Source organism: Spiroplasma endosymbiont of Seladonia tumulorum (assembly GCF_964020235.1).
In the GTDB taxonomy this organism is placed as follows: domain Bacteria; phylum Bacillota_I; class Bacilli_A; order Mycoplasmatales; family Mycoplasmataceae; genus Spiroplasma.
This window is the reverse complement of the sequence record NZ_OZ026545.1, coordinates 1,995,539-2,020,740: the sequence shown is the minus strand read 5'-3', so window position 1 is coordinate 2,020,740 and position 25,202 is coordinate 1,995,539. Positions and strand designations below refer to the sequence as shown.

Genomic DNA, 25,202 nt, shown 5'->3' with positions numbered 1-25,202 from the left:
TATTTTTTAATAATGTAAATTGTACTATGAAGTGTAGCACCCTACTTAATTTTATTATAACACCAATAAAATAAATGTTCAATAATTTTTATAGGTAATTATATTAAAAATTAAACATTTGTATAAAAACTTCTTTTGAAGATAGTCAATGTAAAGATTTTTTAAGTTTAGAGTTTATTATCTTTAAAAAATCTGTTAGAAAAAGTTCGTTTTAATGCGTTTGTAACTTCTTTTGTTGTTTTTTCTTTTAATGGTTCAATAATTTTAAATTGGGTTAATTCTTCGATTAAAACTAAACAAACACTATTATTTTTACCAACCATAGTATCCATCTGAAATCAACCAAATTCATTTTTATCATGTTTTGCTTCTTCAATAGTTCTAAAATTTCTTATTTTTCCACGGTTATCAATTCGATTTTTTGCTTTATATTTTCTACCATGAAAATACAAATTATCTTTCTTGAAATTTAAAAATCCCAAATGAATATATTTATATAAAGTTTTAAAACATACCGGAAATTTAATACCAAACTCTTTTTCATATTTTTTACAGATTTGTTCTGGTGAATCATGAAATTTGTTATATTTTTCATCTAGTCATTCTAAAATATTTAGCAATAATGATGATTTTTAAAAACATTTTTGTCGTTTTTGTAAATAATCTTCGTGTGCTAATTTAGCGTCATATTCATTATCTTTTAACCTTTTTATTTCTTGTCTAATTGTATTGCGATTTTTATGCAATATTTTTGCTATTTTAGATATATTGGATTTACCATTTTTTCTTTTTAAAGAATCAAGTTCTAATAAATCTTTTAACATTACTCTTTCTTTAAAAGTAAAATGATGCTTTGTTTTATCCATTTTTAAAAATCCTTTCTTTTATATACAAAGTTAATTATATAGTTTTTTAAGGTTTTGGGCGAGCGGTTGATTTTCTTAAATTTTTGTGATAAAATGACTTACAAGTTAAAAAAGATTTTAAGGTTCTTTCAAACAAATTTGGGAACCTTTATAAAATTCTTCGCTTAACGCTTAGAATTTTTCCCAAGTATTTTGAAAAGCGCGGCAAAAGTTTTTTTAAACTTTAAGTAATTTTTTATAAAATTATGAAAATCACCTCGAGCCCAGATTGATGCTACAATAATAATCATTATAATTCATCTCCTTTCTAAAATAAATATATTAAAATACTTGACTTGCATTATATATATAATGCAAGCATATCTTGATAAAAAGTTTCAAGATTAAGAAAAGGAGAAATACAATTATGAAAAAACTGTTAAGTTTATTAAGTGTATTAACAATTAGTGGAACTGCTGTACCAACAACAATTGCTGCTAGTCCTTATCAAAAAGAAGAAAAATTAAATAGTGATATTAATTATTCAAAAACAAATAATTTAAAAAATTTAAATAGAGTTAAAAGACAAGAAATAACATATCCAATATTAGAAGATGTGTTAATTGATTTAAGAAAAACTAGCATGAAAAAACCAATGGAATTTCAAATAACTAATTCATGATGTGTTATTGCAGTTTTAAAAAATATATTTGATAATAATATGTTTAATAATAAAGATCTTAAAGAAATGAAACAAGAAGAAATTGCAAGTTTTTTTCCAGAAAATGCAAATAAGGGTGTTAAAATATCAGAAATAATTAAACTATTAAACTCAAACTCGATAATTAAAGAAAATTTGGGATTTAATTTAAAGAATATTAATTTAAATCGATTATTTTGAAATAGATTAAATGAAATAGAAAAAGCAATGTGGATAAGACATTTAATATGAGAATCTCTTTCTAGACAAGCTCCTGTTATGTTTGGCGGTTTATTTGATGAAAAATATGATGGTGAAAGTGATAACCACCATATACACGCTGCATTAATTGTTGGAATCAAACCAAATAAAGAAAATATACTTGAAGATACTTATTATGTTAGAGATCCATGAAAAGACAGTGAAGATGAATTTATTCTAGATGATCAAACTACAGAAGTTTCAATGAAAGGGGAACAAATTTTTAATATTTTATTTAATCAAACAAAAAACGGTAGCGTATTCGGTAAAGTATTAATACACGAAGATGTTTTTCAATTATTTTGTGAAAAAGCTATTAGTATTTTTTCATCAATTTGAGAAATGACAGAACCAGAATTAATAGCAGCTATAGTATAGTGGAATTAAAATATGAAAAAAATATTAAGTATCATAGGAACAATCACTTTAATTGGAACAAGTACAACCAGTTTAGTTGCTTGTAATACAAATATAGCACTACAATACACCAAAGAACAATTAAAAGAACTAAAAGAAAAGAATAAAATAAATACAAAAGATGGTATTTTAGAATGAATAGCACCACAAGAAAAACCATTTAATGAGGTTGATAATAAATATTATTATGTAGTATGGCGTGGTGATAAAAATGATAGTTGATATTTAACTAAATTTAATAATAATACATACGATACAATAATTATTAGAGGTTATAAAGATGATTATAGTTTAATGTATAGAGTTAATGGGTATTTTGGAATACATAGTAAAAAAATAATTTTGAAGGAAAAGAGTCTTATTTCCATTATTGAAAAAATAAAAATGATAATTATTTTAAAACAGTTTATCGTTGAAATTTAAATACACAAGAACCTAATTTAATTATTGATAATGATGGAAATGTAAAAGTTAATGGTGAATAAAAAAGAGAATTATTATAGAGTGCACCCAAAAAAGTAAGTAAAATAAAAAAAGATTTTGCTAAATTTTTATAGGGGGTGCATTTTTATATGGCAAAAAAAGGACAAAAATATAACAAATATACATCAGAATTTAGAACAAAAATCATTGAGGAAATTAAACAAAAAAGTTGTTGAATAGTAGCAAAACAATATAATATAAATGCAAATACAGTAGAATCTTGATGAGCAAATCATAAAAAAGGAAAATTAAACAATCCTAAAGGACCTAAAATTTCTTTTGCCAAAAGAAATTTAGAATATTATAAAACAAGGTATGAATTATTAAAAAAGCTCCATGACTTTTACAATTAAGCAAACTAAGAATTGTCTCTTTTATTAAACAAAATTTTTGTGAATATTCAATAAAATTATTACTAGAAGTAACAGGGTTAAAACGTAGTTATTGAGATAAATATAAAAATTATGACAGTAGCAAAAAAGATAAAAAAGCAATAAATGATATTGTAAAAGTCTATGAAGAAAATTTAAAACAATTTGGTTATCGAAGAATTACTAAATATTTAAAGGAAGATTATGGTATAAAATATAATTCAAAAAAAGTTTTAAGAATTATGCGTGATAATCAAATACAATCTGAATATGTAAGAAAAATGAGAAGAAAAATGAAATATAAACAGAATAAAGAAAAAAGCTTATTGCAATATCCTGATTTAATTAATCGTAAATTCAATGATATAAAAACAAGGTTTTCAGTACTATATACTGATGTAACATATTTAATTTGAAAAGGAGAAAGATATTATCAATCAACAATTATTGATGGATATACTAAAGAAATAGTTGATGTAAAGTGATCTAAATATAATGACAATAAATTAGTAATGGATAATTTAAATGATGCAATTAATAAAATAAAATTAATAAAAAAAGATCTGAATGGAATAATAATTCACTCAGATCACGGATATCAATATACATCCACTATTTATCACGATAAATGTTTATCTAACGGTATTACAATTTCAATGGGAAAAAATTACCACTGTGCAGATAATATTGTTATAGAAAGTTTTCATTCATTACTTAAGAAAGCTACAATCCATAATAAAATATATAATTCACATAAAGAATATATACAAGATGTTATAAAATGAAATACATGATATTCAAATCGTAAAGAAAAAGATATAATTAAAAAATAGTAAATACTTTTTTATTAGTACTTACTAAAATGGGTGCACTCTATCATATTCTTTTTTTAATTTCTTTTTTGCTGGTAATAATCCCATTTATATCACCTCTTTATTTTGTATCTTCTTTTTTAATAACATCTTCAATACTATCTTCTTTTTGTTTTTTGTTATGTGTTTTGATAAATCTAATTGTTTCAATAATCAAAACTATAATTCCAGCTCCGATAAGCATTGCTGAAACAATAACATATGCTGGTCAAGAAATACCTAATGTTTTTTCTCCTATAAAACAAATAATAATTCCTGCGATAAAAAACAATGATGAAACTCCAAAGATTTTCAAAAACATAATTACATCTTTAATATTTACTTTTGGCATAAAATCATCTCCTTTCTAACTTACTTTTTTTCTTTCAATATATAATTTAGTCATTTTAGCAGCAGCATTTTTTGAATATATTATAATTTTTCCATTATTTCTTAATTGTGCAATTTGTTTTTCATTACCAGTAGTTGTTATTCCACTTGATATATTTCCTGTAAATCCTTTATAAGTTGATAAATAAAAACTATTTAAAAATTGATTATTAACTCATACTTTATATTTATATTTATTTTTATCTCAATCTTTTATTTGATATTCATTAACATTAGGAGTTCAATCAGTAATATCTACAATTTCTCAATCACTACTTTTAATTTGATAATGTTCATTAATATATTTTGTAGTTGGTAATGTGTCATCAGTTATTTTTAATTCTGATGTTGTACTTTTTTTAATAATTTCAAAGTTAGCAGTTATATCATTATTTTTAAATGAAGGGTCTCAAATTTCTAATTCACCTGTTTTTTGATTAAATGAAGCATTCGCTTTACCACTTTGAGTAGGCATTAATTTAATTCCAATTTGTCGTGTTCTCATATAATTAACAAACTCACCGCCACTAGTTGGATCATCAATTGCTAATTCATCATTGTAACCGTTTGTTACAGATATTTTACCTTTATTATTACCACCCTCAGTAATAACAAAATCATTATGATTTAATGTTTTCATTATAGAATCTGGATTAATAATATTAGCAGTATTAGATTTTCAAACTTTATTAGTTTTATCATAAAAAATAGTATCATTATCAAAGGGAACATTTATTTCATTATTGTTATTTTTAACAATAGTTTTATTGTCAATTTTAGTTTTTTCTTTTTCTATTAAAGCATCAACTTCTAATTGAGTATAATATGCTTCTAAATCAATCATTGTTAAATCAATACCTTCTTCTTGAAAAGTACGAAACATTTTCTTTAAAGTTGTTAAATTAGCCAATGATTTTGCATAGGTAGGCAATAGACCTTGTCAAGTAATCATAGGGTCATTTTGCGATGAATAATTAATATCACCAACACTCATATTTACCGAAGTAAAAAATTCAATTGGAATGCGGTTAAATGTTCAATGCTCAATCGTAATAAACACCATATTAATACAAATTTTCTTTAATAATGGATTTTTAAATGTTTCAAACTTTAGTTTTGAAAATGGATAGTTTAAGTAAGAATTAATCATATTTTGGGCTCTTAAAGCAAATGTTTTAAATCATAATTCTACATCACCTTTAAAAAACTTATTATAACGAACTGGAACTTGTGTAATTTTACCTGTCATTGGAATAAAATTATTATAATTTTCCAAAGTAACATTTTGTCATAATTCATTTAACATTTAATCATCTCCTTATCATTTACTTTTTTTTAGAATATATTTTCTTTAATATAAATTTTTTACTATTTAGTAATGTTTTTGTTTTAATTGTTTTGTTTAAATCTTGTTTTGTTCTGAGTTGTTTATATGCTTGAAATACTAGTCCATTACCTAACAAACTAGTAACCACACTATCTTCTAGCGTATTTAACAATTTATCTTTATTAAAGTTATTTTTAAATTGTTCTTGCATTTTTAATATCTTAGCAATTATCCGATATATTTTAAAACTATCTTTTACTACTTGCTGATAAACAAGTGGGGCAAAAGAAACTAAATTAAACAAACTTGTTTTTTTAAATCCCCAACCAATAAACCACTCACTGTTCATATAAAATTTAAACGGTTCAGGAGCTAAAACAAACTGTTCTGCTTTGATTAAAGTTGTCATAACGACAATAGGGGCATATTTAGGATTTTTATAATATATTGTTAAAGCAACTTCACCCGCAACTGATAAAGGAACAATTTTAACTGCTAAAAAAACATCAGAACCATAAGCAAAAGGTAATAATTGACCTTTTTTAATAGCCTTAGTTTCAAATTTAGATAATATTTTTTTAGTTTTATCAGTAATTTTACTAATTACTTTTTGTTTAATAGTAATTATTTGTTTTTCAATTGGGGCTAATAATTTTTTAGTTACTTTTTGAATATAAAAATTTGGGTTTAAATGATTTAAAATTTTATTTAATTTAATTGGTGCTTGATGAAAAATATTTAATAATTTATTATTATATATTTTACTGCTATTAGGTTTTTACCAACACCTTTTTTATGAAGATTAGTCATTATGTTATATCACTCATTAGTATTAATTTTGCTTATTTTATCAATATTTAATCCATATTCAGACAATCATTTATTAGCATTTATTTCATTTATGCGTGGTATTTTTTGAACTAATGTAGGACTTATTTTTTGAATATTTTTTTCAATTTTTAATAAATTATTAATTGTTTCTAATTTAGAAACTTTAAAACCCTTATAAAATCATTTTGGGCTAATTTTCCAATTGTATATAATAAAGTTTCATTATTAGCTTGTTTTGTAAAATCAAATATTAATTTATCAGATAAAATCTTTTTACCTGTAACTTGTTTTACAACATCTTCTAAATTATTAGCAGTTATTACACCTAATTTTTCAAGTAATTTAGTTTCTTTTGCTAATTTTAAAATTCTAGTTGTTCGAGCAGCACGCGTTAATTTACCAACATCGCCAATTGCTGGTAACAAATTTAAGGCGGTACTTTTTGCTGTTACTTCTGATGTTAATTTATCGTATATTTGATTTACGGAAAAATCGGTTGCTGTTTCTACTCCAAATGAGATAAATGCTGCGGCAAAATTAGATAATCCCGCACCAAGACCAACAGCCGAAGCAATACCACCAGTTAAAACTGATAAACCAAGTGCTAAAACTTGAATTCCTAAAAATTCTAATAACTGTAAACCAAAATTTTTTTCTTGTTGTTGGATTGACAATCTAGTTGGATTTTTTTAACAGCATAAATAAGGGCTGTTTTAGATGTTCCAATTGGCATATATATCAAACGAAAAAGTACTATTTTTTAGTACTATTAAGAATTTTTAATTTTAACATCAATCGGATTTGTTTGACCAGTAGCGTTGTTTTTACCTTCAATTTGAACTTCAACAGTTTTATCATTTGTAATATTAATTGGTCAGTCTTCACCTTTACTTTCAATAAAGTAATCAAAATCACTTTCAGTTAAAGAACTATTTACTGCTTTTACTGCTTTTAAAACAACATCTTTAAATTGTGATTTTAACTGTTCGGCTGTTGCTTTTGTTGGGTCTGTAACATAAATATTTGGTTTATCTATTTTATTAATTTTACTAATATCAATTTTTGAAACAATATGTTTAATAATTCCCTTAGGTTCAACTACTGCCCCACCTAAATATAAAACTCTTTCCATAATCAAAGTATTACCCATACCAGTACCCAATGCAGCTGCACCAACTCTTAATGGAGTATGGTCTTTTTTGCGTAAGATAAGAGGGTCATATTTTTTACTAAATTTAAAGGCAATTGCATTAACACCATCTGGTAATAGAGTAATTGTTCCTTCTGAACCATCTTTATTAATAATTGGTAATTTTTTAGGAACCATATAATATGTTGTTCCTTTAACAGTTTTCATTGCTCCGCTTGTTTCAATTACATTGTTTATTTAATCATTTGCTCCAAGTTGTAACTGTAATTTATTACGAATTCCACGAATAAAATCAGCCGAACCCAAGACAACTGTTTCTGATGGGGTAAAGCCATTTTCATATATTTTATCCATAATTTCATCGTGAATTTGTAAAGCATTAGTATCATCTGCTTTTTGGCCTTGAATGGTTGTAACTACTCCTTTATTAATAATTTCTAAAATTTTATTACGTTTATAAGCAACCTCAGTATCCATTGCTTGTTCAATATCAACAGCCCAAAGATTAGGGTTAAAATCACTTTCTACAGGGTCTAATTTACGAGCAAAAGTTAAAATTGTATCTAATTCAACAATTCCATCATCAAATTCTACTTCTGAATAATTTAATAATTTATCATTAAATATATTTTTTAGTAATTATATTTAACAATTAACTAACAACTAAATAAAACAATTATTCAAAATTTTTTAAGAAAAGAAAGGATGGATTTTTCTGAAAAAACATATTTTTTTAAGTGTAAAAGATACTATCTAACGATTAATCCAATAAATATAAGTATTTTTTACAAAATAAAAAGCACTTTATTCTTTTTTAATAAAGTGCTACATTTGAATTTACAATTTACATAATTAAATAAATTGCTTCATACAATTTATTTATATGAAGCAATTTTAGTATTAATTTTATTCTAATGATTTTTTACTGTTTATTAAACTTCAAGTGCTTTAACATTAACTAAGATTACAGACATAATATTATTTGTTTCTTTAATTTTTAAATTAATTGTTATTTTTTGATATCCAGCTTTTAAAAGTTTAGTATCTCCACTTGGAATTATTAAATCTTCTGCTTTAATATCATTAATTACTTCTGTAATTTCTCTAGCATCCATGTCATCAGTTATCGAAGCGATTGCATCAAATTTTACTTCATCAATTTTATTATATATTAAATCTTTTGCGCTATTGATTACTTCACGTTCTGTTAATGATGATCCATCTGCTGGTTCAAGACGAAGTTGATTAGCAATAGCTTTAGCAGCTTTTTTTCAATAGTAGCTGCATCTTGTAACAAACTACTTGATGAAATAGCAGTATTGCTATTGGTTTCTAAGATTGGTAATGAAGTTGCAGTTGCAACAGGTACTGCTGCAAGTCCTGCTAATGTAATGTATTTTAATAATGTATTCATAGTAATTGGCCTCCTAATTTATCAATTTTTTTATAAGGTTGATAAATTGGTAATTTGGTAATTTAATACAATTGATACATTTTAATACAATTTTTTGTTTCTTCATAGCCACCTTTCTTACTTTCATTGTATACCTAAAATTGATAAAATTACCAAAATTTTTCATTTTTTTAAAAAAATAATAAATAAAAAATAATTTATTAATTCTATTAAAAATATGTTAATATATAATATAATGCATTTGTTTTTTAAATTTATAACTTATATAAAAATAATAATTATCTTTTTTTTTGAATATAACACAATACTTTTTTTTGATCTTACTGCAAAAAAATAAAAAGAATTAAAAAGACATAACATTATTTGCCTTTCTATGCTATATTAATAATTAGGAAAGTAAAGAAAGGAAGAAAAATAATGAGTAAAAATAATGTTTTACCAATTATCGTTGAAATCCCTAAGGGGTCTGGTCATAAATATGAATATGATCTTAAAACAGGGCGAATTGTTTTAGACCGGGTTTTATATGGTGCTAATTTTTATCCAGGAGAATATGGTTTTATTGAAAACACATTAGATTGAGATGGTGATCCCCTTGATGTAATTTCATTAAGCACTTACCCCACAATTCCTGGTTGTCAAATCAATGTTCGTATTTTGGGAACAATTAATATGATTGATAACGGGGAAATTGACACAAAATTAATGGCTGTGATGGCTGATGATCCGCGTTTTAATCATATTCAAACTTTAGAAGATGTTCCATTAGCAATACGAAATGAAATTGAAACTTTCTTTTTACAATATAAAACTTTGCAAAAAAAAGAAGTTAAAATTAATGGTTGAAGTGGCTTAGACCAAGCTTTAAAAGAAATTAAAGAATGTCAAGAACGTTATTTAGAATACAAAGATATTTTAGAAACAAAAGGAAAAGATACTGTAATGAAAATTTGAAAAGAAAAAGGATTAGGGCAAATTTAAACAAATAAAAACTAGTGTTGACACTAGTTTTTTATTGTCTTATTTCTTTTCAATTAATTTTTCTGAAATTATGGTAACAATTTCTTCTGGTGTTTTATGATTGGCATCAATAACTAAAAAATTAAACTTATCTTTTGAGCGTTCATATCATTCCTCATATTTTCGGTTTAATAATGTTCAATAAGCACTGCCAATATTTTGTTCACTAGCTCGGCCTCTTTTGGTAATTCGTTCCATTGCTATTTCTGGATCAACTCGTAAATAAACAACTAATTCTGGTTTAATGTTTTCATCTAAATATAAACTTTGTAAAACAACAACATCATAAAATTCTTTATAAACTTTATAATCTGTTGTATTCATATATCCTAGTTCATATAAGACATCAACAAAAATTGGATCCTCTAAAATACTACGGTCAAAAATAATATTAGATGTTATTTTTGCTTGTTTTAATTGTTTACTACGCGCCATTACCATATATACTTGCATTTTAAAAGCCATATCTTTTGGATCAGCATAATACTGATCTAAATATGGATTTTCCTCAACTGGCTCATCCATTACCATATAATGATGTTTTTCTCCCAATAGCTTACTAACAGTTGATTTCCCTACTCCAACAACTCCTGCTAACGTAATCCGCATTGTTTTTTTCTCCTTTATTTTGTTTTTAAGTGTGATGCTATTCCAAAAAAACGTTTAATTTCTTTGGGTTTTAAATAACGTCATTCACCAGGCTTTAATGTTTCATCTAATTGAAAAAACCAATTGCAATTTGTTTTAATTTAATAACTTCATGTCCTAATGCTTGTATCATTTTTTTAACTTGATGTTTTCTGCCTTCATGAATTGTTAATAAAAGAATCGAAACATTTTTTGCTTCTTCATATTTTACTAATTTTGCTTGCGCTTTGCTTGTTATAATTCCTGGTTCATTTTCAAGTCCTGTTGCTAATTGTTGTAATTGTTGTTTTGAAAGATAACCAGAAACCAAAACATGATATGTCTTATTAATAATATGACTTGGGCGTGTAATAATATTAGTAAATTCTCCATCATTAGTCAATAGCAAAAGCCCACTAGTATCATAGTCTATAAACGACCCACCGGATAAATTCGCTCTGAAACACCTACACCTTTAACATAGTTTATTTAAAACTGTTTTGCGATGTTGCGGGTCATAATTGTTGAAACACAATTTCGTGGTTTATTCAACATCAAATAAACCTTATTTGCATTTTCATTCGTAAGGATTTGATTGTTTATCTGTATTTGATCATTTTTGCTAACTTTAGTACCTAACGTTGTTACCACAATATTATTAACTTTAACTCGTCCTTGAATAATTAATTCTTCTGCTTTTCGTCGTGAACAATAACCTTTTGCTGCAATAACTTTTTGTAAGCGTTCCATTATTTAAATAAATCCTGCTCTTTTTCTATCACAGTTTCCTTAATTTGTGGTAAATCTGCTAAAGAAGTTAAATTAAAAACTTTTAAAAATTCTTCAGTAATATGATATGTCATTGGTTTCCCTGGTAATTCGCTTTTACCAACTTCATCAATTAAATCACGTGCGCGTAATTTGTTAATAACACTGTCAGAATTAACTCCTCGTAACTCTTCAATTTCTGGTTTACTAATTGGCCCACGATAGGCAATAATTGCTAATGTTTCTAATGCTGCTTGTGATAAACGTGCTTCTATTTTATTATTAGCTAATTTTAAATAAAATTGATAATATTCTTGCTTTGTTGCTAAGCGATATTTATCAGCAAAAGATGTTATTGTTAACCCACGATTATTATTAGTTTGATATTCTAGTTTTAATTTTGCTAAAACCTCCTCACACTCAGGAACAGAAATTTCAAGAATATGAGCAATTTCTTTTAAATTAATTCCTTCATCACCACTGATAAATAATAGCCCTTCTAAAACAGCCATTTTTTTATTTAAATTCATCTAATTTAATTCCCCTATTTCTGTAAGTATGGTCTAATGTAAATTGCTTTTAAATGTTGGTATTGCTCAATTTCAATTTTTTGATGACGAGCTAAATCTAACAAAGCAATAAAACAAGCAACAAAAACTTGTAATGATAAAGTAAAATTACCTAGCAATTCTTCTAATGTTCATTCTTTATCATCTTGCGCTAATAATGCCATAATTCGCTCCGCCATTTCTTCTGGAGAAACTTCAGTAATAACAACATTTGATTCTAATGGTTTTGCTGCATTAATTCGTTCTAACATTTTTAAAAAACTATTAGTTAATTTATCAATATTAATTTTTGGCGACAATGGTAAATCTTCTTCTTTAATTGGATTTCCTTTAATAATTGTTCGTGGTTTTGACAAATAACGAATTCCCTCTTGATGTTGATCTTTAAAATATTGACTAACTTCTTTAATTTTTTTATATTCTAGTAAACGATTAATTAGTTCATCACGAGCATCTTTTTCATAATTATCATCAATTTCAACTTCTTCTTTTGGTAACACTAATTTTGTTTTTGTCTCAACTAAATAACTTGCCATTGTTAAATATTCTGATGCAATTTCAATATTTAATTGTTCCATTTCTCTAATATATGCTAAAAATTGATCAGTAATTTCTGTCAATTTAATTGCAAAAAGGTCCATTTCCTTTTCTTTAACTAAATGCAACAACAAATCTAATGGTCCTGAAAAATTATTAAGTTTTACTTCATAGCGCGGCAAATGTAACATTCTTTCTCTCCCATGTTTATTTTCTTAGTTAATAATACCGCTATTTTTTAAAAAATTAAAGACATTAAAACAAAAAAGTGATTAACTTAGAGTGCACCCCAAAAAGTAAGTAAAATAAAAAAAGATTTTGCTAAATTTTTATAGGGGGTGCATTTTTATATGGCAAAAAAAGGACAAAAATATAACAAATATACATCAGAATTTAGAACAAAAATCATTGAGGAAATTAAACAAAAAAGTTGTTGAATAGTAGCAAAACAATATAATATAAATGCAAATACAGTAGAATCTTGATGAGCAAATCATAAAAAAGGAAAATTAAACAATCCTAAAGGACCTAAAATTTCTTTTGCCAAAAGAAATTTAGAATATTATAAAACAAGGTATGAATTATTAAAAAAGCTCCATGACTTTTACAATTAAGCAAACTAAGAATTGTCTCTTTTATTAAACAAAATTTTTGTGAATATTCAATAAAATTATTACTAGAAGTAACAGGGTTAAAACGTAGTTATTGAGATAAATATAAAAATTATGACAGTAGCAAAAAAGATAAAAAAGCAATAAATGATATTGTAAAAGTCTATGAAGAAAATTTAAAACAATTTGGTTATCGAAGAATTACTAAATATTTAAAGGAAGATTATGGTATAAAATATAATTCAAAAAAAGTTTTAAGAATTATGCGTGATAATCAAATACAATCTGAATATGTAAGAAAAATGAGAAGAAAAATGAAATATAAACAGAATAAAGAAAAAAGCTTATTGCAATATCCTGATTTAATTAATCGTAAATTCAATGATATAAAAACAAGGTTTTCAGTACTATATACTGATGTAACATATTTAATTTGAAAAGGAGAAAGATATTATTAATCAACAATTATTGATGGATATACTAAAGAAATAGTTGATGTAAAGTGATCTAAATATAATAGCAATAAATTAGTAATGGATAATTTAAATGATGCAATTAATAAAATAAAATTAATAAAAAAAGATCTGAATGGAATAATAATTCACTCAGATCACGGATATCAATATACATCCACTATTTATCACGATAAATGTTTATCTAACGGTATTACAATTTCAATGGGAAAAAATTACCACTGTGCAGATAATATTGTTATAGAAAGTTTTCATTCATTACTTAAGAAAGCTACAATCCATAATAAAATATATAATTCACATGAAGAATATATACAAGATGTTATAAAATGAAATACATGATATTCAAATCGTAAAGAAAAAGATATAATTAAAAAAATAGTAAATACTTTTTTATTAGTACATACTAAAATGGGTGCACTCTAATAATTCTCTTTTTTATTCACCATTAACTTTTACATTTCCATCATTATCAATAATTAAATTAGGTTCTTGTGTATTTAAATTTCAACGATAAACTGTTTTAAAATAATTATCATTTTTATTTTTTCAATAATGGAAATAAGACTCTTTTCCTTCAAAATTATTTTTTTACTATGTATTCCAAAATACCCATTAACTCTATACATTAAACTATGATCATCTTTATAACCTCTAATAATTATTGTATCGTATGTATTATTATTAAATTTAGTTAAATATCAACTATCATTTTTATCACCACGCCATACTACATAATAATATTTATTATCAACCTCATTAAATGGTTTTTCTTGTGGTGCTATTCATTCTAAAAATACCATCTTTTGTATTTATTTTATTCTTTTCTTTTAGTTCTTTTAATTGTTCTTCGGTGTATTGTAGTGCTATATTTGTATTACAAGCAACTAAACTGGTTGTACTTGTTCCAATTAAAGTGATTGTTCCTATGATACTTAATATTTTTTTCATATTTTAATTCCACTATACTATAGCTGCTATTAATTCTGGTTCTGTCATTTCTCAAATTGATGAAAAAATACTAATAGCTTTTTCACAAAATAATTGAAAAACATCTTCGTGTATTAATACTTTACCGAATACGCTACCGTTTTTTGTTTGATTAAATAAAATATTAAAAATTTGTTCCCCTGTCATTGAAACTTCTGTAGTTTGATCATCTAGAATAAATTCATCTTCACTGTCTTTTCATGGATCTCTAACATAATAAGTATCTTCAAGTATATTTTCTTTATTTGGTTTGATTCCAACAATTAATGCAGCGTGTATATGGTGGTTATCACTTTCACCATCATATTTTTCATCAAATAAACCGCCAAACATAACAGGAGCTTGTCTAGAAAGAGATTCTCATATTAAATGTCTTATCCACATTGCTTTTTCTATTTCATTTAATCTATTTCAAAATAATCGATTTAAATTAATATTCTTTAAATTAAATCCCAAATTTTCTTTAATTATCGAGTTTGAGTTTAATAGTTTAATTATTTCTGATATTTTAACACCCTTATTTGCATTTTCTGGAAAAAAACTTGCAATTTCTTCTTGTTTCATTTCTTTAAGATCTTTATTATTAAACATATTATTATCAAATATATTTTTTAAAACTGCAATAACACATCATGAATTAGTTATTTGAAATTCCATTGGTTTTTTCATGCTAGTTTTTCTTAAATCAATTAACACATCTTCTAATATTGGATATGTTATTTCTTGTCTTTTAACTCTATTTAAATTTTTTAAATTATTTGTTTGTAAATAACTAATTTCATTATTTTCTAATTTAGTTTCTTCTTTTTGAAAAGGACTAGCGGCAATTGTTGTTGGTACAGCAGTTCCACTAATTGTTAATACACTTAATAAACTAAGCAATTTTTTCATACTTGTTTTTCTCCTTTTTTTATCTTGAAACCTTTTATCAAGATTTACCAGTATTATATATATACAAGCAAAATTAGCGCTTATTTTAAAAATTTTATCTTTTTAAATAACTCTTATTACGCGTTTTAAGGGGTATATTAGCAATGAAATATATTAAGTTATATTTTAATTCTTCTCTATATTAATAGTTGTATTATTAAAATAATAGTGTAAAATAATGTTAACAGTTTATCCTTTTAACAAAAAAGTAATTTACGGTTTATGCTTTCCGCCTTAAAAAGACTTATGCTGACTTGTTATTCGAACAAGAATAAAAAAAGAGAGGTTTAGAGTGCACCCATTTTAGTAAGTACTAATAAAAAAGTATTTACTATTTCTTAATTATATTTTTTTCTTTACGATTTGAATATCATGTATTTCATTTTATAATATCTTGTATATATTCTTCATGTGAATTATATATTTTATTATGGATTGTAGCTTTCTTAAGTAATGAATGAAAACTTTCTATAACAATATTATCTGCACAGTGGTAATTTTTTCCCATTGAAATTGTAATACCGTTAGATAAACATTTATCGTGATAAATAGTGGATGTATATTGATATCCGTGATCTGAGTGAATTATTATTCCATTCAGATCTTTTTTTATTAATTTTATTTTATTAATTGCATCATTTAAATTATCCATTACTAATTTATTGTCATTATATTTAGATCACTTTACATCAACTATTTCTTTAGTATATCCATCAATAATTGTTGATTGATAATATCTTTCTCCTTTTCAAATTAAATATGTTACATCAGTATATAGTACTGAAAACCTTGTTTTTATATCATTGAATTTACGATTAATTAAATCAGGATATTGCAATAAGCTTTTTTCTTTATTCTGTTTATATTTCATTTTTCTTCTCATTTTTCTTACATATTCAGATTGTATTTGATTATCACGCATAATTCTTAAAACTTTTTTTGAATTATATTTTATACCATAATCTTCCTTTAAATATTTAGTAATTCTTCGATAACCAAATTGTTTTAAATTTTCTTCATAGACTTTTACAATATCATTTATTGCTTTTTTATCTTTTTTGCTACTGTCATAATTTTTATATTTATCTCAATAACTACGTTTTAACCCTGTTACTTCTAGTAATAATTTTATTGAATATTCACAAAAATTTTGTTTAATAAAAGAGACAATTCTTAGTTTGCTTAATTGTAAAAGTCATGGAGCTTTTTTAATAATTCATACCTTGTTTTATAATATTCTAAATTTCTTTTGGCAAAAGAAATTTTAGGTCCTTTAGGATTGTTTAATTTTCCTTTTTTATGATTTGCTCATCAAGATTCTACTGTATTTGCATTTATATTATATTGTTTTGCTACTATTCAACAACTTTTTTGTTTAATTTCCTCAATGATTTTTGTTCTAAATTCTGATGTATATTTGTTATATTTTTGTCCTTTTTTTGCCATATAAAAATGCACCCCCTATAAAAATTTAGCAAAATCTTTTTTTATTTTACTTACTTTTTTGGGTGCACTCTAGTTTTAAAAAATGGCACTTACAAAAGAACAATTAATCGAACAAGGTTTAAGTGAAGAAATTGCAGATAATATTTTAAATGAATTTCATAATGAAACAAAACAAATTATTGAAGGTATACAAAAACGAAAAGATACTATTTCAAAAGAAGATTATTTAAAAGTTGCTAATGAATTAGATGAATTAAAAGCATTTAAAGATGTCCCACCCACTAAAATTGAAGATATTAAAGCTAATTTAGATAAAGTTAGTGGTAATTCTTTATTTGAAAAAATGCAAACTTTAAAAGAATTAAAACCTGATTTGTTTGTACACGAACAACCATCAGTTTCACCAACTAATATTATTAAAGAAATGATTGAAAAGTCTACTGAAAATAAGAATGATGAAATTGAAACTATTAAAGAAAAAGGAGCATATACTCCTGATGAAATTAAAAAAATAACTGATTATACACTTAAAAACCTTAGATAATAAGGGAGTGAAATATTATGGCAACAATTAATTTGCCACAAGTACCTTTTATATTACAAGATAATACAACAGACCAAAAAGCGTATGTTGATATGGTTAATGCTTTATTGCGTGGACCTTTATATAATGAATATGCAAGTATTATGCAGTATGCTACTGCAACCGCAGAACAAGTTGCTTGATTACCAAATGCAGGACAAGCACTATATAATTTAACTCATCGTGTAGTATGACAAGATGATTATTCATTACCAAATGGTGGGACAACTCAAACAATGGGATTAACAAGAATTCCAGTTCCGATTGATAAAAGATTTAATTTAAAATTAATGAATGAAGCTTTTGACTTAGCATTAATAGAACAAAATATTAAAAATGGCGTTATTGCTGATGCTATTTCTAGTGTTGTACAGAATAAATTTGTTAATTTAGAATGTGAATTAATTCAGGCTATTTATGATTATTGTTTAGCAAATGCTCAATATGAAGTAATTCCATTTCGTAGTTATACAGCTGAAAATGCTGATGATGCAAATAAAGCATTCTTTACATTAAATGAAACTTTGATTGAATTAACAAATCAAATTAGTAATTTATATTTTGGTTTACCAACAGATAAAATGTTTATGGTTTTAGGACGAAGAGCATATTTAGGATTAACACCTGCTTATTTAAAAGTAATTGGTTCACAAGCTCAATTAAAAGCAATGGTTAATGGTGAATTATATGAAAATACTGCAATGGGTATTCCTGTGTCTAAAAGTTTTCATTTAGAAAAAATATAGACAAAAGGACAAGTTAATCGTGATAAAGGTTATAATTTTACTAATGTAAATGGTTTAATTATTAATAAACAAGTATGAGCATATCCAATTAATATGGATACTATTCAACAAGTTTTAGATAATGATACTGCTAATCCTAAATGAATTGGTAAAGTACAATATGCAACACCAACAATTTTATATCCAAAAACATGTAAAATTATTTTGGAAAAACAACCAAGCCAAGATGAAATTACTGCCGCTAAAAGTAATCTAAATAAAACTTTTAGAGTTCCAGTTGATTATCTAATTTCAGCATCAAAACCAGAATCAAAACCAAATAATCAAGGTTAATATAAAATGAATTTACTAATATTACGCGTTTTAACTTTATTAGTATCTAATTTAGAAAATAAACCTTTAATAAGTAAATTTGTAAATTTAATTAATAGAGTTAATCAAGTTAAAAATAAAATATTAAAGCCAATTAATTATATTAGTGATAAATATAATAAAATTACAAATAAAGTTGAAGATATTTATCAGTGATTAAATCCATTTACTTATTTAGATTTAATTAAAAAAGGTCATAAAAAAGAAATACAACAAATATTAAGTCAATTAGAAAAAGATAATAATATGGCGTCCTGTACGATGAACCGGCAAAAAACAACTCTTGTGAGATTGTTTTTTTTTTATTTTTATATTAAAAAACATAAATTTATTTGCATTATTCATCGGATAGTATCTTTAAATTTAGAACTTTTATCATAAAAAAACAGATTAAATTCTGTTTTCCCTACACAAAATAAACAATATTTTTATAAATCCTTTCAATAAAGGTATTATCCGATGAATAATGCGGCACTTAAAATTTAATATTTTGATGCTTAAAGATGAATAACTCATCTATGGCACGAAGCCTTAAAGAAAGTGTGAAAGCGATTGGATTTACTACTCCTATTTATTTCTTTAATTCTCGGCAAGATTAATCACTTGCGAAATGTCAGAGCGCGTGTTTTTTGCTTGTTTTCATAAAAAGAGTGCTGTTAAACCGAAAAAACAATATCGGACACTAAAAAAACAAGAGGGTTGGAACTCCAAAAGGTTATTTTCTTTATATAAAGTTGTCTAGGGATGGATGAAGCGTAATTAATAACTGGGTAAACTGTTTCTTTGTTTATTTCCGTATGGGGGTAAACTCTATCAAAATATCTTATCCCGCCCCCGCTCACCTTCAAAGTGAAGCGGGGGCGAAGTAATTAAATACTAAAATAAATTATTTACTAAATATCAAAATATTAACCAATAAAGGAATATTATGTTTTTTACAGAAAGGAAAATATTTGATGAAAAAATGAAATAAAAAAATTAAAAATAAATTACAAGAATTAATGATACGAGCTTATCTAGTAACGGTAAATGATATTAATGATGAAATTTGAGCAACAAATAAAAATAATTAAGGAGTATAGATAAATGACAGAATATAAAAGTTTGTATATTAATAAAACTTGAAATGAAATAACAACGTCATTTGATTGAGTTAATTGTCAGCCTGTTAATTGTCGTATTTCACATCATAAAAAGCATTATGATTTGCAATGTTTAGAATGAGCCAAAATGTACTTAATTTTATTTAAAAACAATTGAGATGTAATTGCTTCTTATATGCAACATTACAAAATTAACGATATTTTAGATTTAGCATCCGATGGATGAAAAATATTACAAATTGACAAAAAAAATAAAACAAATAAATTAAAATATATTATTGCAATTGACCCTGTTGGAATTGGACAAACTGGTATGATTATTTATAATGTTTTGCAAAAGAAAATAATTAATAATATTACTTTTAATTCTAAAAATGAAGAAGAAGCAATAAATAATATGTATTTAATATTAAATGAGTTTAAAAATAAAATTTGTTCTTATTTAAATAAAGTTATTGTAATAATTGAAGATTATCAACTTAATAAAGGTTTAAAAATAAAAAATCCATTAGCTACTCCTAAATTCATTGGTGGTTTAAAAGTTTTATGTAAATATCTATTTAATTTAAATTATGTTTTACAATCGCCAGTTGTTAAGAAAAATTATATTTATAAAGGAAATATTAAAATGACAGAGCACGAACACGATGCTTGAAAACATTTACAATATTTTATAACAGAAGGAGTTGATAAAAATGGCACAAACAAAAAGTAATTTACTTAAAAAATCAATAACTAATAAATCTAAAATAAAAAAGTTAATAAATTAGAATTAACTGTTAGATTACATGAAAACCCAATTAAAACTAAAATTAAGGCACTGGTTGCTGCTGGTGTTGAAGTTGATGCTTGTTCTGCGAAATGTCAGTGAGAAGGATTAAATTACTCAACATTATCAATTTATAATCCGTCAGTTGTATCTGCTTTTTTGAAATTAAAAAAAGATGATGAGATAAAAATTAAAGGCTCAGTATTTAATCAGTTAAATATAAAAACTAAACGCTATTTTTTATCTTTTCGAGTCGATAGTTTCGAAATTATACAAAAAGCGATTAGAAAAAGAACAAATACAAATATTAAAAAATAGGAGGAAAAACAATGGCATTAAAAAATGTAAAATTTGTTCTTATTGATAAAAATAATGAACCTATTAAAAATGAAGATGGTAGTTTAGATATTAAAACTGCTGAAATTATTTTAGAAAATACTGTTGAAGTTAAAGAATTTAATGCAAGTAATTTAGAAAATAGTAATCAACAAATCAACGAACTACAAACAAAAAATACTGAATTAACTTCACAAATTGAAGAACAAACAATTCAATTAAAACAAATTGAAGTAATTGATTTTATTAATTCTTTAACTGATAATGAAGATTTTAAAAATGTTTTATTAAAATCTTATGATATTACTGATGATATTGAAATCATTAAAGTACAATTGCAGAGTGTTTATGATGAATTAATTAAGGTACAAACAGTTAATACTGGTGGCGTACCAAAATCAGAAAATAAAGAAAACAATATTTTAGATACAGACAATGTATTTAATAAATAAGAAAGAAGGTATAAAATTATGGCACAAAATCCACAAAGAATATTCGGCGATATTGTTAATCAAGCAACACAAAAAGATTGTGAATCATTTGACCAATGATATTTACAAGCTTATCAACAAAAATTTAGCTGAGAGGCATTATTTGCGTGAAAAGAAGCAAATAAGTTTGGTTTAACATATAAAAGAAAGAAAAATATTAAATATAATGAAGGTATAGGAAAAGATAAAAAAGTATTTAATACTGATGACAGTCTTTTAAACTATACTGAAGTAAAGTTTGAAGATGGAACAGTTGAATTAGATACAATTTTAACTTTTGCTCGTAAATTAGACCCCGTAGAAAGTGATTTTAATCCCAATCTTTGGGCGGCTGATATTGAGCAAGCAATGGATACTGAAGTTGCTTATAAACGCAATAAAATTTTAGAAATTATTAATAAAGGAACTGTTACAACTATTCAAGGACAAAAATCAGATGATACAAATGCTTTACAAATCCACGATGAAATTATGGATAAAATATATGAAAATGGCTTTACCCCATCAGAAACAGTTGTCTTGGATTCGGCTGATTTTATTCGTGGAATTCGTAATAAATTACAGTTACAACTTGGCGCAAATGACCAAATAAATAGCGTAATTGAAACAAGTGGAGCAATGAAAACTGTTGAAGGAACAACATATTATATGGTTCCTAAAAAATTACCAATTATTAATAAAGATGGTTTAGAAGGAACAATTGAATTATTACCAAACGGAGTTAATGCAATTGCCTTTAAATTTAGTAAAAAATATGATCCTCTTATTTTACGCAAAAAAGACCATACTCCGCTAAGGGTTGGTGCTGCTGCGTTAGGTACTGGAATGGGTAATACTTTAATTATGGAAAGAGTTTTATATTTAGGTGGAGCAGTAGTTGAACCTAAAGGAATTATTAAACATATTGTTACAAAAATTGATATTAGTAAAATTAATAAATTAGATAAACCAACTATTCATGTTGTAAATCCAACACAAACAACAGCAGAACAGTTAAAACCACAATTTAAAGATGTTGTTTTAAAAGCAGTTAAAGCCGTAAATAGTTCTTTAACTGAAAGTGATTTTGATTACTTTATTGAAAGTAAAGGTGAAGATTGACCAATTAATATTACAAATGATAAAACTGTTTCTGTTCAAATTGAAGGTAAAAACAACGCTACTGGTCAAACATCTCCGATTGATGTTAAAATTAAAAATTCTTAATAGTACTAAAAAATAGTACTTTTTCGTTTGATAGATATGCCAATTAGAACATCTAAAACAGCTCTTATTTATGCTGTTAAAAAAATCCAACTAGATTGTCAATCCAACAACAAGAAAAAAATTTTGGTTTACAGTTATTAGAATTTTTAGGAATTCAAGTTTTAGCTCTTGGTTTATCAGTTTTAACTGGTGGTATTGCTTCGGCTGTTGGTCTTGGTACGGGATTATCTAATTTTGCCGCAGCATTTATCTCGTTTGGAGTAGAAACAGCAACCGATTTTGCCGTAAATCAAATATATGATAAATTAACATCAGAAGTAACAGCAAAAAGTACCGCCTTAAATTTGTTACCAGCAATTGGCGGTGTTGGTAAATTAACGCGTGCTGCTCGAACAACTAGAATTTTAAAATTAGCAAAAGAAACTAAATTACTTGAAAAATTAGGTGTAATAACTGCTAATAATTTAGAAGATGTTGTAAAACAAGTTACAGGCAAAAAGATTTTATCTGATAAATTAATATTTGATTTTTAAAAGCAGGCTAATAATGAAACTTTATTATATACATTTGGTAAATTGGCCCGAAATGATTTTTATAAAGGTTTTAAAGTTTCTAATTTAGAAACAATTAATAATTTATTAAAAATTGAGAAAAATATTCAAAAAATAAGCCCTACATTAGTTCAAAAAATACCGTGCGTAAATGAAAAAAAATGCTAATAAATTGTTATATGAATATGGATTAAATATTGATAAAATAAGCAAAATTAATACTAATGAGTGATATAACATTATGACTAATCTTCATAAAAAAGGTGTTGGTAAAAATCTACTATTAAATGCTAATTTAATGCGGAGCAGTAAAATATATAATAATAAATTATTAAATATTTTTCACCAAACACCAATTAAATTAAATAAAATTTTAAATCATTTAAACCCAAATTTTTATATTCAAAAAGTAACTAAAAAATTATTAGCTCCAATTGAAAAACAAATAATTACAATTAAACAAAAAGTAATTAATAAAATTACTGATAAAACTAAAAAAATATTCTCTAAATTTGAAACTAAAGCTATTAAAAAAGGCCAATTATTACCCTTTGCTTATGGTTCTGATGTTTTTTTAGCAGTAAAAATTGTTCCATTATCAGTTGCGGGAGAAGTTGCTTTAACAATATATTATAAAAATCCTAAATATGTCCCTATTGTCGTTATGACAACTTTAATCAAAGCAGAACAGTTTGTTTTGGCTCCTGAACCGTTTAAATTCTATATGAACAGTGAGTGGTTTATTGGTTGGGGATTTAAAAAAACAAGTTTGTTTAATTTAGTTTCTTTTGCCCCACTTGTTTATCAGCAAGTAGTAAAAGATAGTTTTAAAATATATCGGATAATTGCTAAGATATTAAAAATGCAAGAACAATTTAAAAATAACTTTAATAAAGATAAATTGTTAAATACGCTAGAAGATAGTGTGGTTACTAGTTTGTTAGGTAATGGACTAGTATTTCAAGCATATAAACAACTCAGAACAAAACAAGATTTAAACAAAACAATTAAAACAAAAACATTACTAAATAGTAAAAAATTTATATTAAAGAAAATATATTTTAAAAAAAGTAAATGATAAGGAGATGATTAAATGTTAAATGAATTATGACAAAATGTTACTTTGGAAAATTATAATAATTTTATTCCAATGACAGGTAAAATTACACAAGTTCCAGTTCGTTATAATAAGTTCTTTAAAGGTGATGTAGAATTATGATTTAAAACATTTGCTTTAAGAGCCAAAAATATGATTAATTCTTACTTAAACTATCCATTTTCAAAACTAAAGTTTGAAACATTTAAAGATCCATTATTAAAGAAAATTTGTATTAATATGGTGTTTATTACGATTGAGCATTGAACATTTAACCGCATTCCAATTGAATTTTTTACTTTGGCAAATATGAGTGTTGGTGATATTAATTATTCATCGCAAAATGACCCTATGATTACTTAACAAGGTCTATTGCCTACCTATGCAAAATCATTGGCTAATTTAACAACTTTAAAGAAAATGTTTCGTACTTTTCAAGAAGAAGGTATTGATTTAACAATGATTGATTTAGAAGCATATTATACTCAATTAGAAGTTGATGCTTTATTAGATAAACTTGTTATAGAAAAAATTAAAGATGAAAAACTTGCAAAAATAAAAGAAGAAATTTTAGATGAATTAAAAAAATCAATTGTTATACCAAAAGTTCCAGATTGAGAAATTGTTGATACTAGTGATTTTAAAGTTGGACAAAAAGGATATACTATTCCTAATTTTGATAAAGAAAATTATATTTATAGAATTTGAGCCTCAGGAAAAAATATCAAAGGAGATTTAAAAAGTCAAGGGATGTTGCAAACAAGGCATAGTTTTAGACAAACAATAGGTGTTATATATGATCAAATAGGTGTTAATAGTGCATGTTTAGCATTATCTATTAATCCTGATGGATTGATTAATATTGGAGTTAATGGTCCAGCAACATTTAGACCTTTGGGATTTGTGTTTATTGAAAGAAAAAAGGTAAATTAGAAAGG

Annotated in this window: 40 protein-coding genes and 1 pseudogene; 22 read left to right on the top strand and 19 right to left on the bottom strand. The window is 24.9% G+C overall.

The features are described from left to right. Positions 1–103: 103 nt before the first annotated feature. Positions 104–866: pseudogene (locus AACL22_RS13970) on the bottom strand (IS30 family transposase). 406 nt (positions 867–1,272) lie between these two features. Between AACL22_RS13970 and AACL22_RS12925 the strand changes: the two are divergent. From AACL22_RS12925 to AACL22_RS12910, 4 genes are all read left to right on the top strand, one after another. After that, the gene (locus tag AACL22_RS12925) at positions 1,273–2,184 is read left to right on the top strand and encodes a hypothetical protein (RefSeq protein ID WP_338992734.1); all 912 of its coding nucleotides are present in this window, start codon (positions 1,273–1,275) and stop codon (positions 2,182–2,184) included. A 12-nt stretch (positions 2,185–2,196) separates the two neighbouring features. After that, complete coding sequence (locus tag AACL22_RS12920; RefSeq protein WP_338992731.1) at positions 2,197–2,646, top strand: lipoprotein; 450 nt, start codon at positions 2,197–2,199, stop codon at positions 2,644–2,646. A gap of 149 nt (positions 2,647–2,795) precedes the next feature. Further along, positions 2,796–3,059, top strand: coding sequence for a hypothetical protein (locus tag AACL22_RS12915; protein ID WP_338988774.1), 264 nt, complete (start codon positions 2,796–2,798; stop codon positions 3,057–3,059). Beyond that, entirely contained in the window at positions 3,026–3,910 is an 885-nt protein-coding gene (locus AACL22_RS12910; protein WP_338993126.1) for an IS3 family transposase, read from the top strand. The genes AACL22_RS12915 and AACL22_RS12910 overlap by 34 nt, the downstream gene beginning before the upstream one ends. Before the next feature lie 100 nt (positions 3,911–4,010). Here the strand turns inward: AACL22_RS12910 and AACL22_RS12905 are convergent, their stop codons facing one another. The 8 genes from AACL22_RS12905 to AACL22_RS12870 form a co-directional block, all read right to left on the bottom strand. Further along, complete coding sequence (locus AACL22_RS12905; protein ID WP_338992729.1) at positions 4,011–4,280, bottom strand: hypothetical protein; 270 nt, start codon at positions 4,278–4,280, stop codon at positions 4,011–4,013. Positions 4,281–4,295: 15 nt separating this feature from the next. Further along, positions 4,296–5,624: a hypothetical protein gene (locus AACL22_RS12900; protein ID WP_338992727.1), complete on the bottom strand. Its 1,329-nt coding sequence runs from the start codon at positions 5,622–5,624 to the stop codon at positions 4,296–4,298. A 19-nt stretch (positions 5,625–5,643) separates the two neighbouring features. Then, positions 5,644–6,054: a hypothetical protein gene (locus AACL22_RS12895; protein ID WP_338992726.1), complete on the bottom strand. Its 411-nt coding sequence runs from the start codon at positions 6,052–6,054 to the stop codon at positions 5,644–5,646. 329 nt (positions 6,055–6,383) lie between these two features. After that, complete coding sequence (locus AACL22_RS12890) at positions 6,384–6,521, bottom strand: hypothetical protein (protein WP_338992723.1); 138 nt, start codon at positions 6,519–6,521, stop codon at positions 6,384–6,386. A gap of 104 nt (positions 6,522–6,625) precedes the next feature. Next, positions 6,626–7,150 carry a hypothetical protein gene (locus AACL22_RS12885; RefSeq protein ID WP_338992722.1) on the bottom strand — a complete coding sequence of 175 codons (525 nt, stop codon included), beginning with the start codon at positions 7,148–7,150 and terminating at the stop codon, positions 6,626–6,628. 95 nt (positions 7,151–7,245) lie between these two features. Continuing rightward, positions 7,246–7,833 (bottom strand): hypothetical protein, encoded by a 588-nt coding sequence (locus AACL22_RS12880; protein WP_338992720.1) that lies wholly within the window; start codon positions 7,831–7,833, stop codon positions 7,246–7,248. Between the two features lie 30 nt (positions 7,834–7,863). Then, on the bottom strand, positions 7,864–8,103 hold the full coding sequence (locus tag AACL22_RS12875; protein ID WP_338992719.1) for a hypothetical protein: 240 nt from the start codon (positions 8,101–8,103) through the stop codon (positions 7,864–7,866). Positions 8,104–8,558: 455 nt separating this feature from the next. Next, positions 8,559–8,741, bottom strand: coding sequence for a hypothetical protein (locus AACL22_RS12870; protein WP_338992716.1), 183 nt, complete (start codon positions 8,739–8,741; stop codon positions 8,559–8,561). Here AACL22_RS12870 and AACL22_RS12865 point away from each other — a divergent pair. Then, complete coding sequence (locus AACL22_RS12865) at positions 8,740–8,904, top strand: hypothetical protein (protein WP_338992713.1); 165 nt, start codon at positions 8,740–8,742, stop codon at positions 8,902–8,904. The genes AACL22_RS12870 and AACL22_RS12865 overlap by 2 nt on opposite strands. 553 nt (positions 8,905–9,457) lie before the next feature. Beyond that, the gene (locus AACL22_RS12860) at positions 9,458–10,021 is read left to right on the top strand and encodes an inorganic diphosphatase (RefSeq protein WP_338992710.1); all 564 of its coding nucleotides are present in this window, start codon (positions 9,458–9,460) and stop codon (positions 10,019–10,021) included. Positions 10,022–10,060: 39 nt separating this feature from the next. Here AACL22_RS12860 and AACL22_RS12855 read toward each other — a convergent pair whose 3' ends face one another. The 5 genes from AACL22_RS12855 to AACL22_RS12835 all read right to left on the bottom strand — a co-directional run bounded on the left by AACL22_RS12855 (position 10,061) and on the right by AACL22_RS12835 (position 12,752). Then, a complete protein-coding gene (locus tag AACL22_RS12855; RefSeq protein WP_338992707.1) occupies positions 10,061–10,669 on the bottom strand; it encodes a deoxynucleoside kinase in 609 nt (202 codons plus the stop codon). Positions 10,670–10,775: 106 nt separating this feature from the next. After that, positions 10,776–11,090 carry a pseudouridine synthase gene (locus AACL22_RS12850; RefSeq protein ID WP_338992704.1) on the bottom strand — a complete coding sequence of 105 codons (315 nt, stop codon included), beginning with the start codon at positions 11,088–11,090 and terminating at the stop codon, positions 10,776–10,778. A gap of 86 nt (positions 11,091–11,176) precedes the next feature. Further along, entirely contained in the window at positions 11,177–11,437 is a 261-nt protein-coding gene (locus AACL22_RS12845; protein WP_338992701.1) for a S4 domain-containing protein, read from the bottom strand. Continuing rightward, positions 11,437–11,985 carry an SMC-Scp complex subunit ScpB gene (scpB, locus tag AACL22_RS12840; protein ID WP_338992699.1) on the bottom strand — a complete coding sequence of 183 codons (549 nt, stop codon included), beginning with the start codon at positions 11,983–11,985 and terminating at the stop codon, positions 11,437–11,439. The genes AACL22_RS12845 and scpB overlap by 1 nt, the downstream gene beginning before the upstream one ends. Positions 11,986–11,999: 14 nt before the next feature. After that, positions 12,000–12,752 (bottom strand): segregation and condensation protein A, encoded by a 753-nt coding sequence (locus tag AACL22_RS12835; protein WP_338992696.1) that lies wholly within the window; start codon positions 12,750–12,752, stop codon positions 12,000–12,002. A 159-nt stretch (positions 12,753–12,911) separates the two neighbouring features. Between AACL22_RS12835 and AACL22_RS12830 the strand changes: the two genes are divergently transcribed. The 3 genes from AACL22_RS12830 (at position 12,912) to AACL22_RS12820 (ending at position 14,071) form a co-directional block, all read left to right on the top strand. Beyond that, a complete protein-coding gene (locus AACL22_RS12830; protein ID WP_338988774.1) occupies positions 12,912–13,175 on the top strand; it encodes a hypothetical protein in 264 nt (87 codons plus the stop codon). Beyond that, positions 13,142–13,630, top strand: a complete 489-nt coding sequence (locus AACL22_RS12825; RefSeq protein ID WP_338993124.1) for an IS3 family transposase — start codon at positions 13,142–13,144, stop codon at positions 13,628–13,630. The genes AACL22_RS12830 and AACL22_RS12825 overlap by 34 nt, the downstream gene beginning before the upstream one ends. Before the next feature lie 75 nt (positions 13,631–13,705). Then, positions 13,706–14,071: an integrase core domain-containing protein gene (locus tag AACL22_RS12820; protein WP_338992693.1), complete on the top strand. Its 366-nt coding sequence runs from the start codon at positions 13,706–13,708 to the stop codon at positions 14,069–14,071. Between the two features lie 74 nt (positions 14,072–14,145). Here AACL22_RS12820 and AACL22_RS12815 read toward each other — a convergent pair whose 3' ends face one another. From AACL22_RS12815 to AACL22_RS12795, 5 genes are all read right to left on the bottom strand, one after another. Continuing rightward, a complete protein-coding gene (locus AACL22_RS12815; protein WP_338992691.1) occupies positions 14,146–14,448 on the bottom strand; it encodes a hypothetical protein in 303 nt (100 codons plus the stop codon). After that, on the bottom strand, positions 14,405–14,596 hold the full coding sequence (locus AACL22_RS12810; protein ID WP_338992690.1) for a lipoprotein: 192 nt from the start codon (positions 14,594–14,596) through the stop codon (positions 14,405–14,407). Before AACL22_RS12810 ends, AACL22_RS12815 begins: the two co-directional genes overlap by 44 nt. Before the next feature lie 12 nt (positions 14,597–14,608). After that, the gene (locus AACL22_RS12805; RefSeq protein ID WP_338992687.1) at positions 14,609–15,526 is read right to left on the bottom strand and encodes a hypothetical protein; all 918 of its coding nucleotides are present in this window, start codon (positions 15,524–15,526) and stop codon (positions 14,609–14,611) included. A 370-nt stretch (positions 15,527–15,896) separates the two neighbouring features. Further along, positions 15,897–16,607, bottom strand: coding sequence for an IS3 family transposase (locus tag AACL22_RS12800; protein ID WP_338993122.1), 711 nt, complete (start codon positions 16,605–16,607; stop codon positions 15,897–15,899). A 140-nt stretch (positions 16,608–16,747) separates the two neighbouring features. Next, positions 16,748–17,011, bottom strand: a complete 264-nt coding sequence (locus tag AACL22_RS12795; protein WP_338988774.1) for a hypothetical protein — start codon at positions 17,009–17,011, stop codon at positions 16,748–16,750. A gap of 82 nt (positions 17,012–17,093) precedes the next feature. On the opposite strand from AACL22_RS12795, the gene AACL22_RS12790 reads away from it, so the two are divergent. The 13 genes from AACL22_RS12790 to AACL22_RS12730 all read left to right on the top strand — a co-directional run bounded on the left by AACL22_RS12790 (position 17,094) and on the right by AACL22_RS12730 (position 25,197). Continuing rightward, the gene (locus tag AACL22_RS12790) at positions 17,094–17,555 is read left to right on the top strand and encodes a hypothetical protein (protein WP_338992684.1); all 462 of its coding nucleotides are present in this window, start codon (positions 17,094–17,096) and stop codon (positions 17,553–17,555) included. Between the two features lie 17 nt (positions 17,556–17,572). Beyond that, entirely contained in the window at positions 17,573–18,340 is a 768-nt protein-coding gene (locus tag AACL22_RS12785) for a hypothetical protein (RefSeq protein ID WP_338992681.1), read from the top strand. 93 nt (positions 18,341–18,433) lie between these two features. Beyond that, positions 18,434–18,673, top strand: coding sequence for a hypothetical protein (locus tag AACL22_RS12780; protein WP_338992678.1), 240 nt, complete (start codon positions 18,434–18,436; stop codon positions 18,671–18,673). A gap of 6 nt (positions 18,674–18,679) precedes the next feature. After that, complete coding sequence (locus tag AACL22_RS12775; protein WP_338992675.1) at positions 18,680–19,093, top strand: hypothetical protein; 414 nt, start codon at positions 18,680–18,682, stop codon at positions 19,091–19,093. A gap of 705 nt (positions 19,094–19,798) precedes the next feature. Then, entirely contained in the window at positions 19,799–20,530 is a 732-nt protein-coding gene (locus AACL22_RS12770; RefSeq protein WP_338992673.1) for a hypothetical protein, read from the top strand. Positions 20,531–20,743: 213 nt separating this feature from the next. Then, complete coding sequence (locus tag AACL22_RS12765) at positions 20,744–20,902, top strand: hypothetical protein (RefSeq protein ID WP_338989005.1); 159 nt, start codon at positions 20,744–20,746, stop codon at positions 20,900–20,902. Between the two features lie 11 nt (positions 20,903–20,913). After that, on the top strand, positions 20,914–21,372 hold the full coding sequence (locus AACL22_RS12760; RefSeq protein WP_338992670.1) for a hypothetical protein: 459 nt from the start codon (positions 20,914–20,916) through the stop codon (positions 21,370–21,372). A gap of 18 nt (positions 21,373–21,390) precedes the next feature. Continuing rightward, complete coding sequence (locus tag AACL22_RS12755) at positions 21,391–22,617, top strand: hypothetical protein (protein ID WP_338992667.1); 1,227 nt, start codon at positions 21,391–21,393, stop codon at positions 22,615–22,617. A gap of 95 nt (positions 22,618–22,712) precedes the next feature. Continuing rightward, the gene (locus AACL22_RS12750) at positions 22,713–23,150 is read left to right on the top strand and encodes a hypothetical protein (protein WP_338989874.1); all 438 of its coding nucleotides are present in this window, start codon (positions 22,713–22,715) and stop codon (positions 23,148–23,150) included. Between the two features lie 42 nt (positions 23,151–23,192). Next, entirely contained in the window at positions 23,193–23,336 is a 144-nt protein-coding gene (locus AACL22_RS12745) for a hypothetical protein (RefSeq protein WP_338992664.1), read from the top strand. Continuing rightward, positions 23,320–24,249, top strand: coding sequence for a hypothetical protein (locus AACL22_RS12740; RefSeq protein ID WP_338989349.1), 930 nt, complete (start codon positions 23,320–23,322; stop codon positions 24,247–24,249). The genes AACL22_RS12745 and AACL22_RS12740 overlap by 17 nt, the downstream gene beginning before the upstream one ends. 12 nt (positions 24,250–24,261) lie before the next feature. Further along, positions 24,262–24,627: a hypothetical protein gene (locus AACL22_RS12735; protein ID WP_338989348.1), complete on the top strand. Its 366-nt coding sequence runs from the start codon at positions 24,262–24,264 to the stop codon at positions 24,625–24,627. 9 nt (positions 24,628–24,636) lie between these two features. Further along, positions 24,637–25,197 (top strand): hypothetical protein, encoded by a 561-nt coding sequence (locus AACL22_RS12730; protein ID WP_338988787.1) that lies wholly within the window; start codon positions 24,637–24,639, stop codon positions 25,195–25,197. Positions 25,198–25,202: the final 5 nt, after the last annotated feature.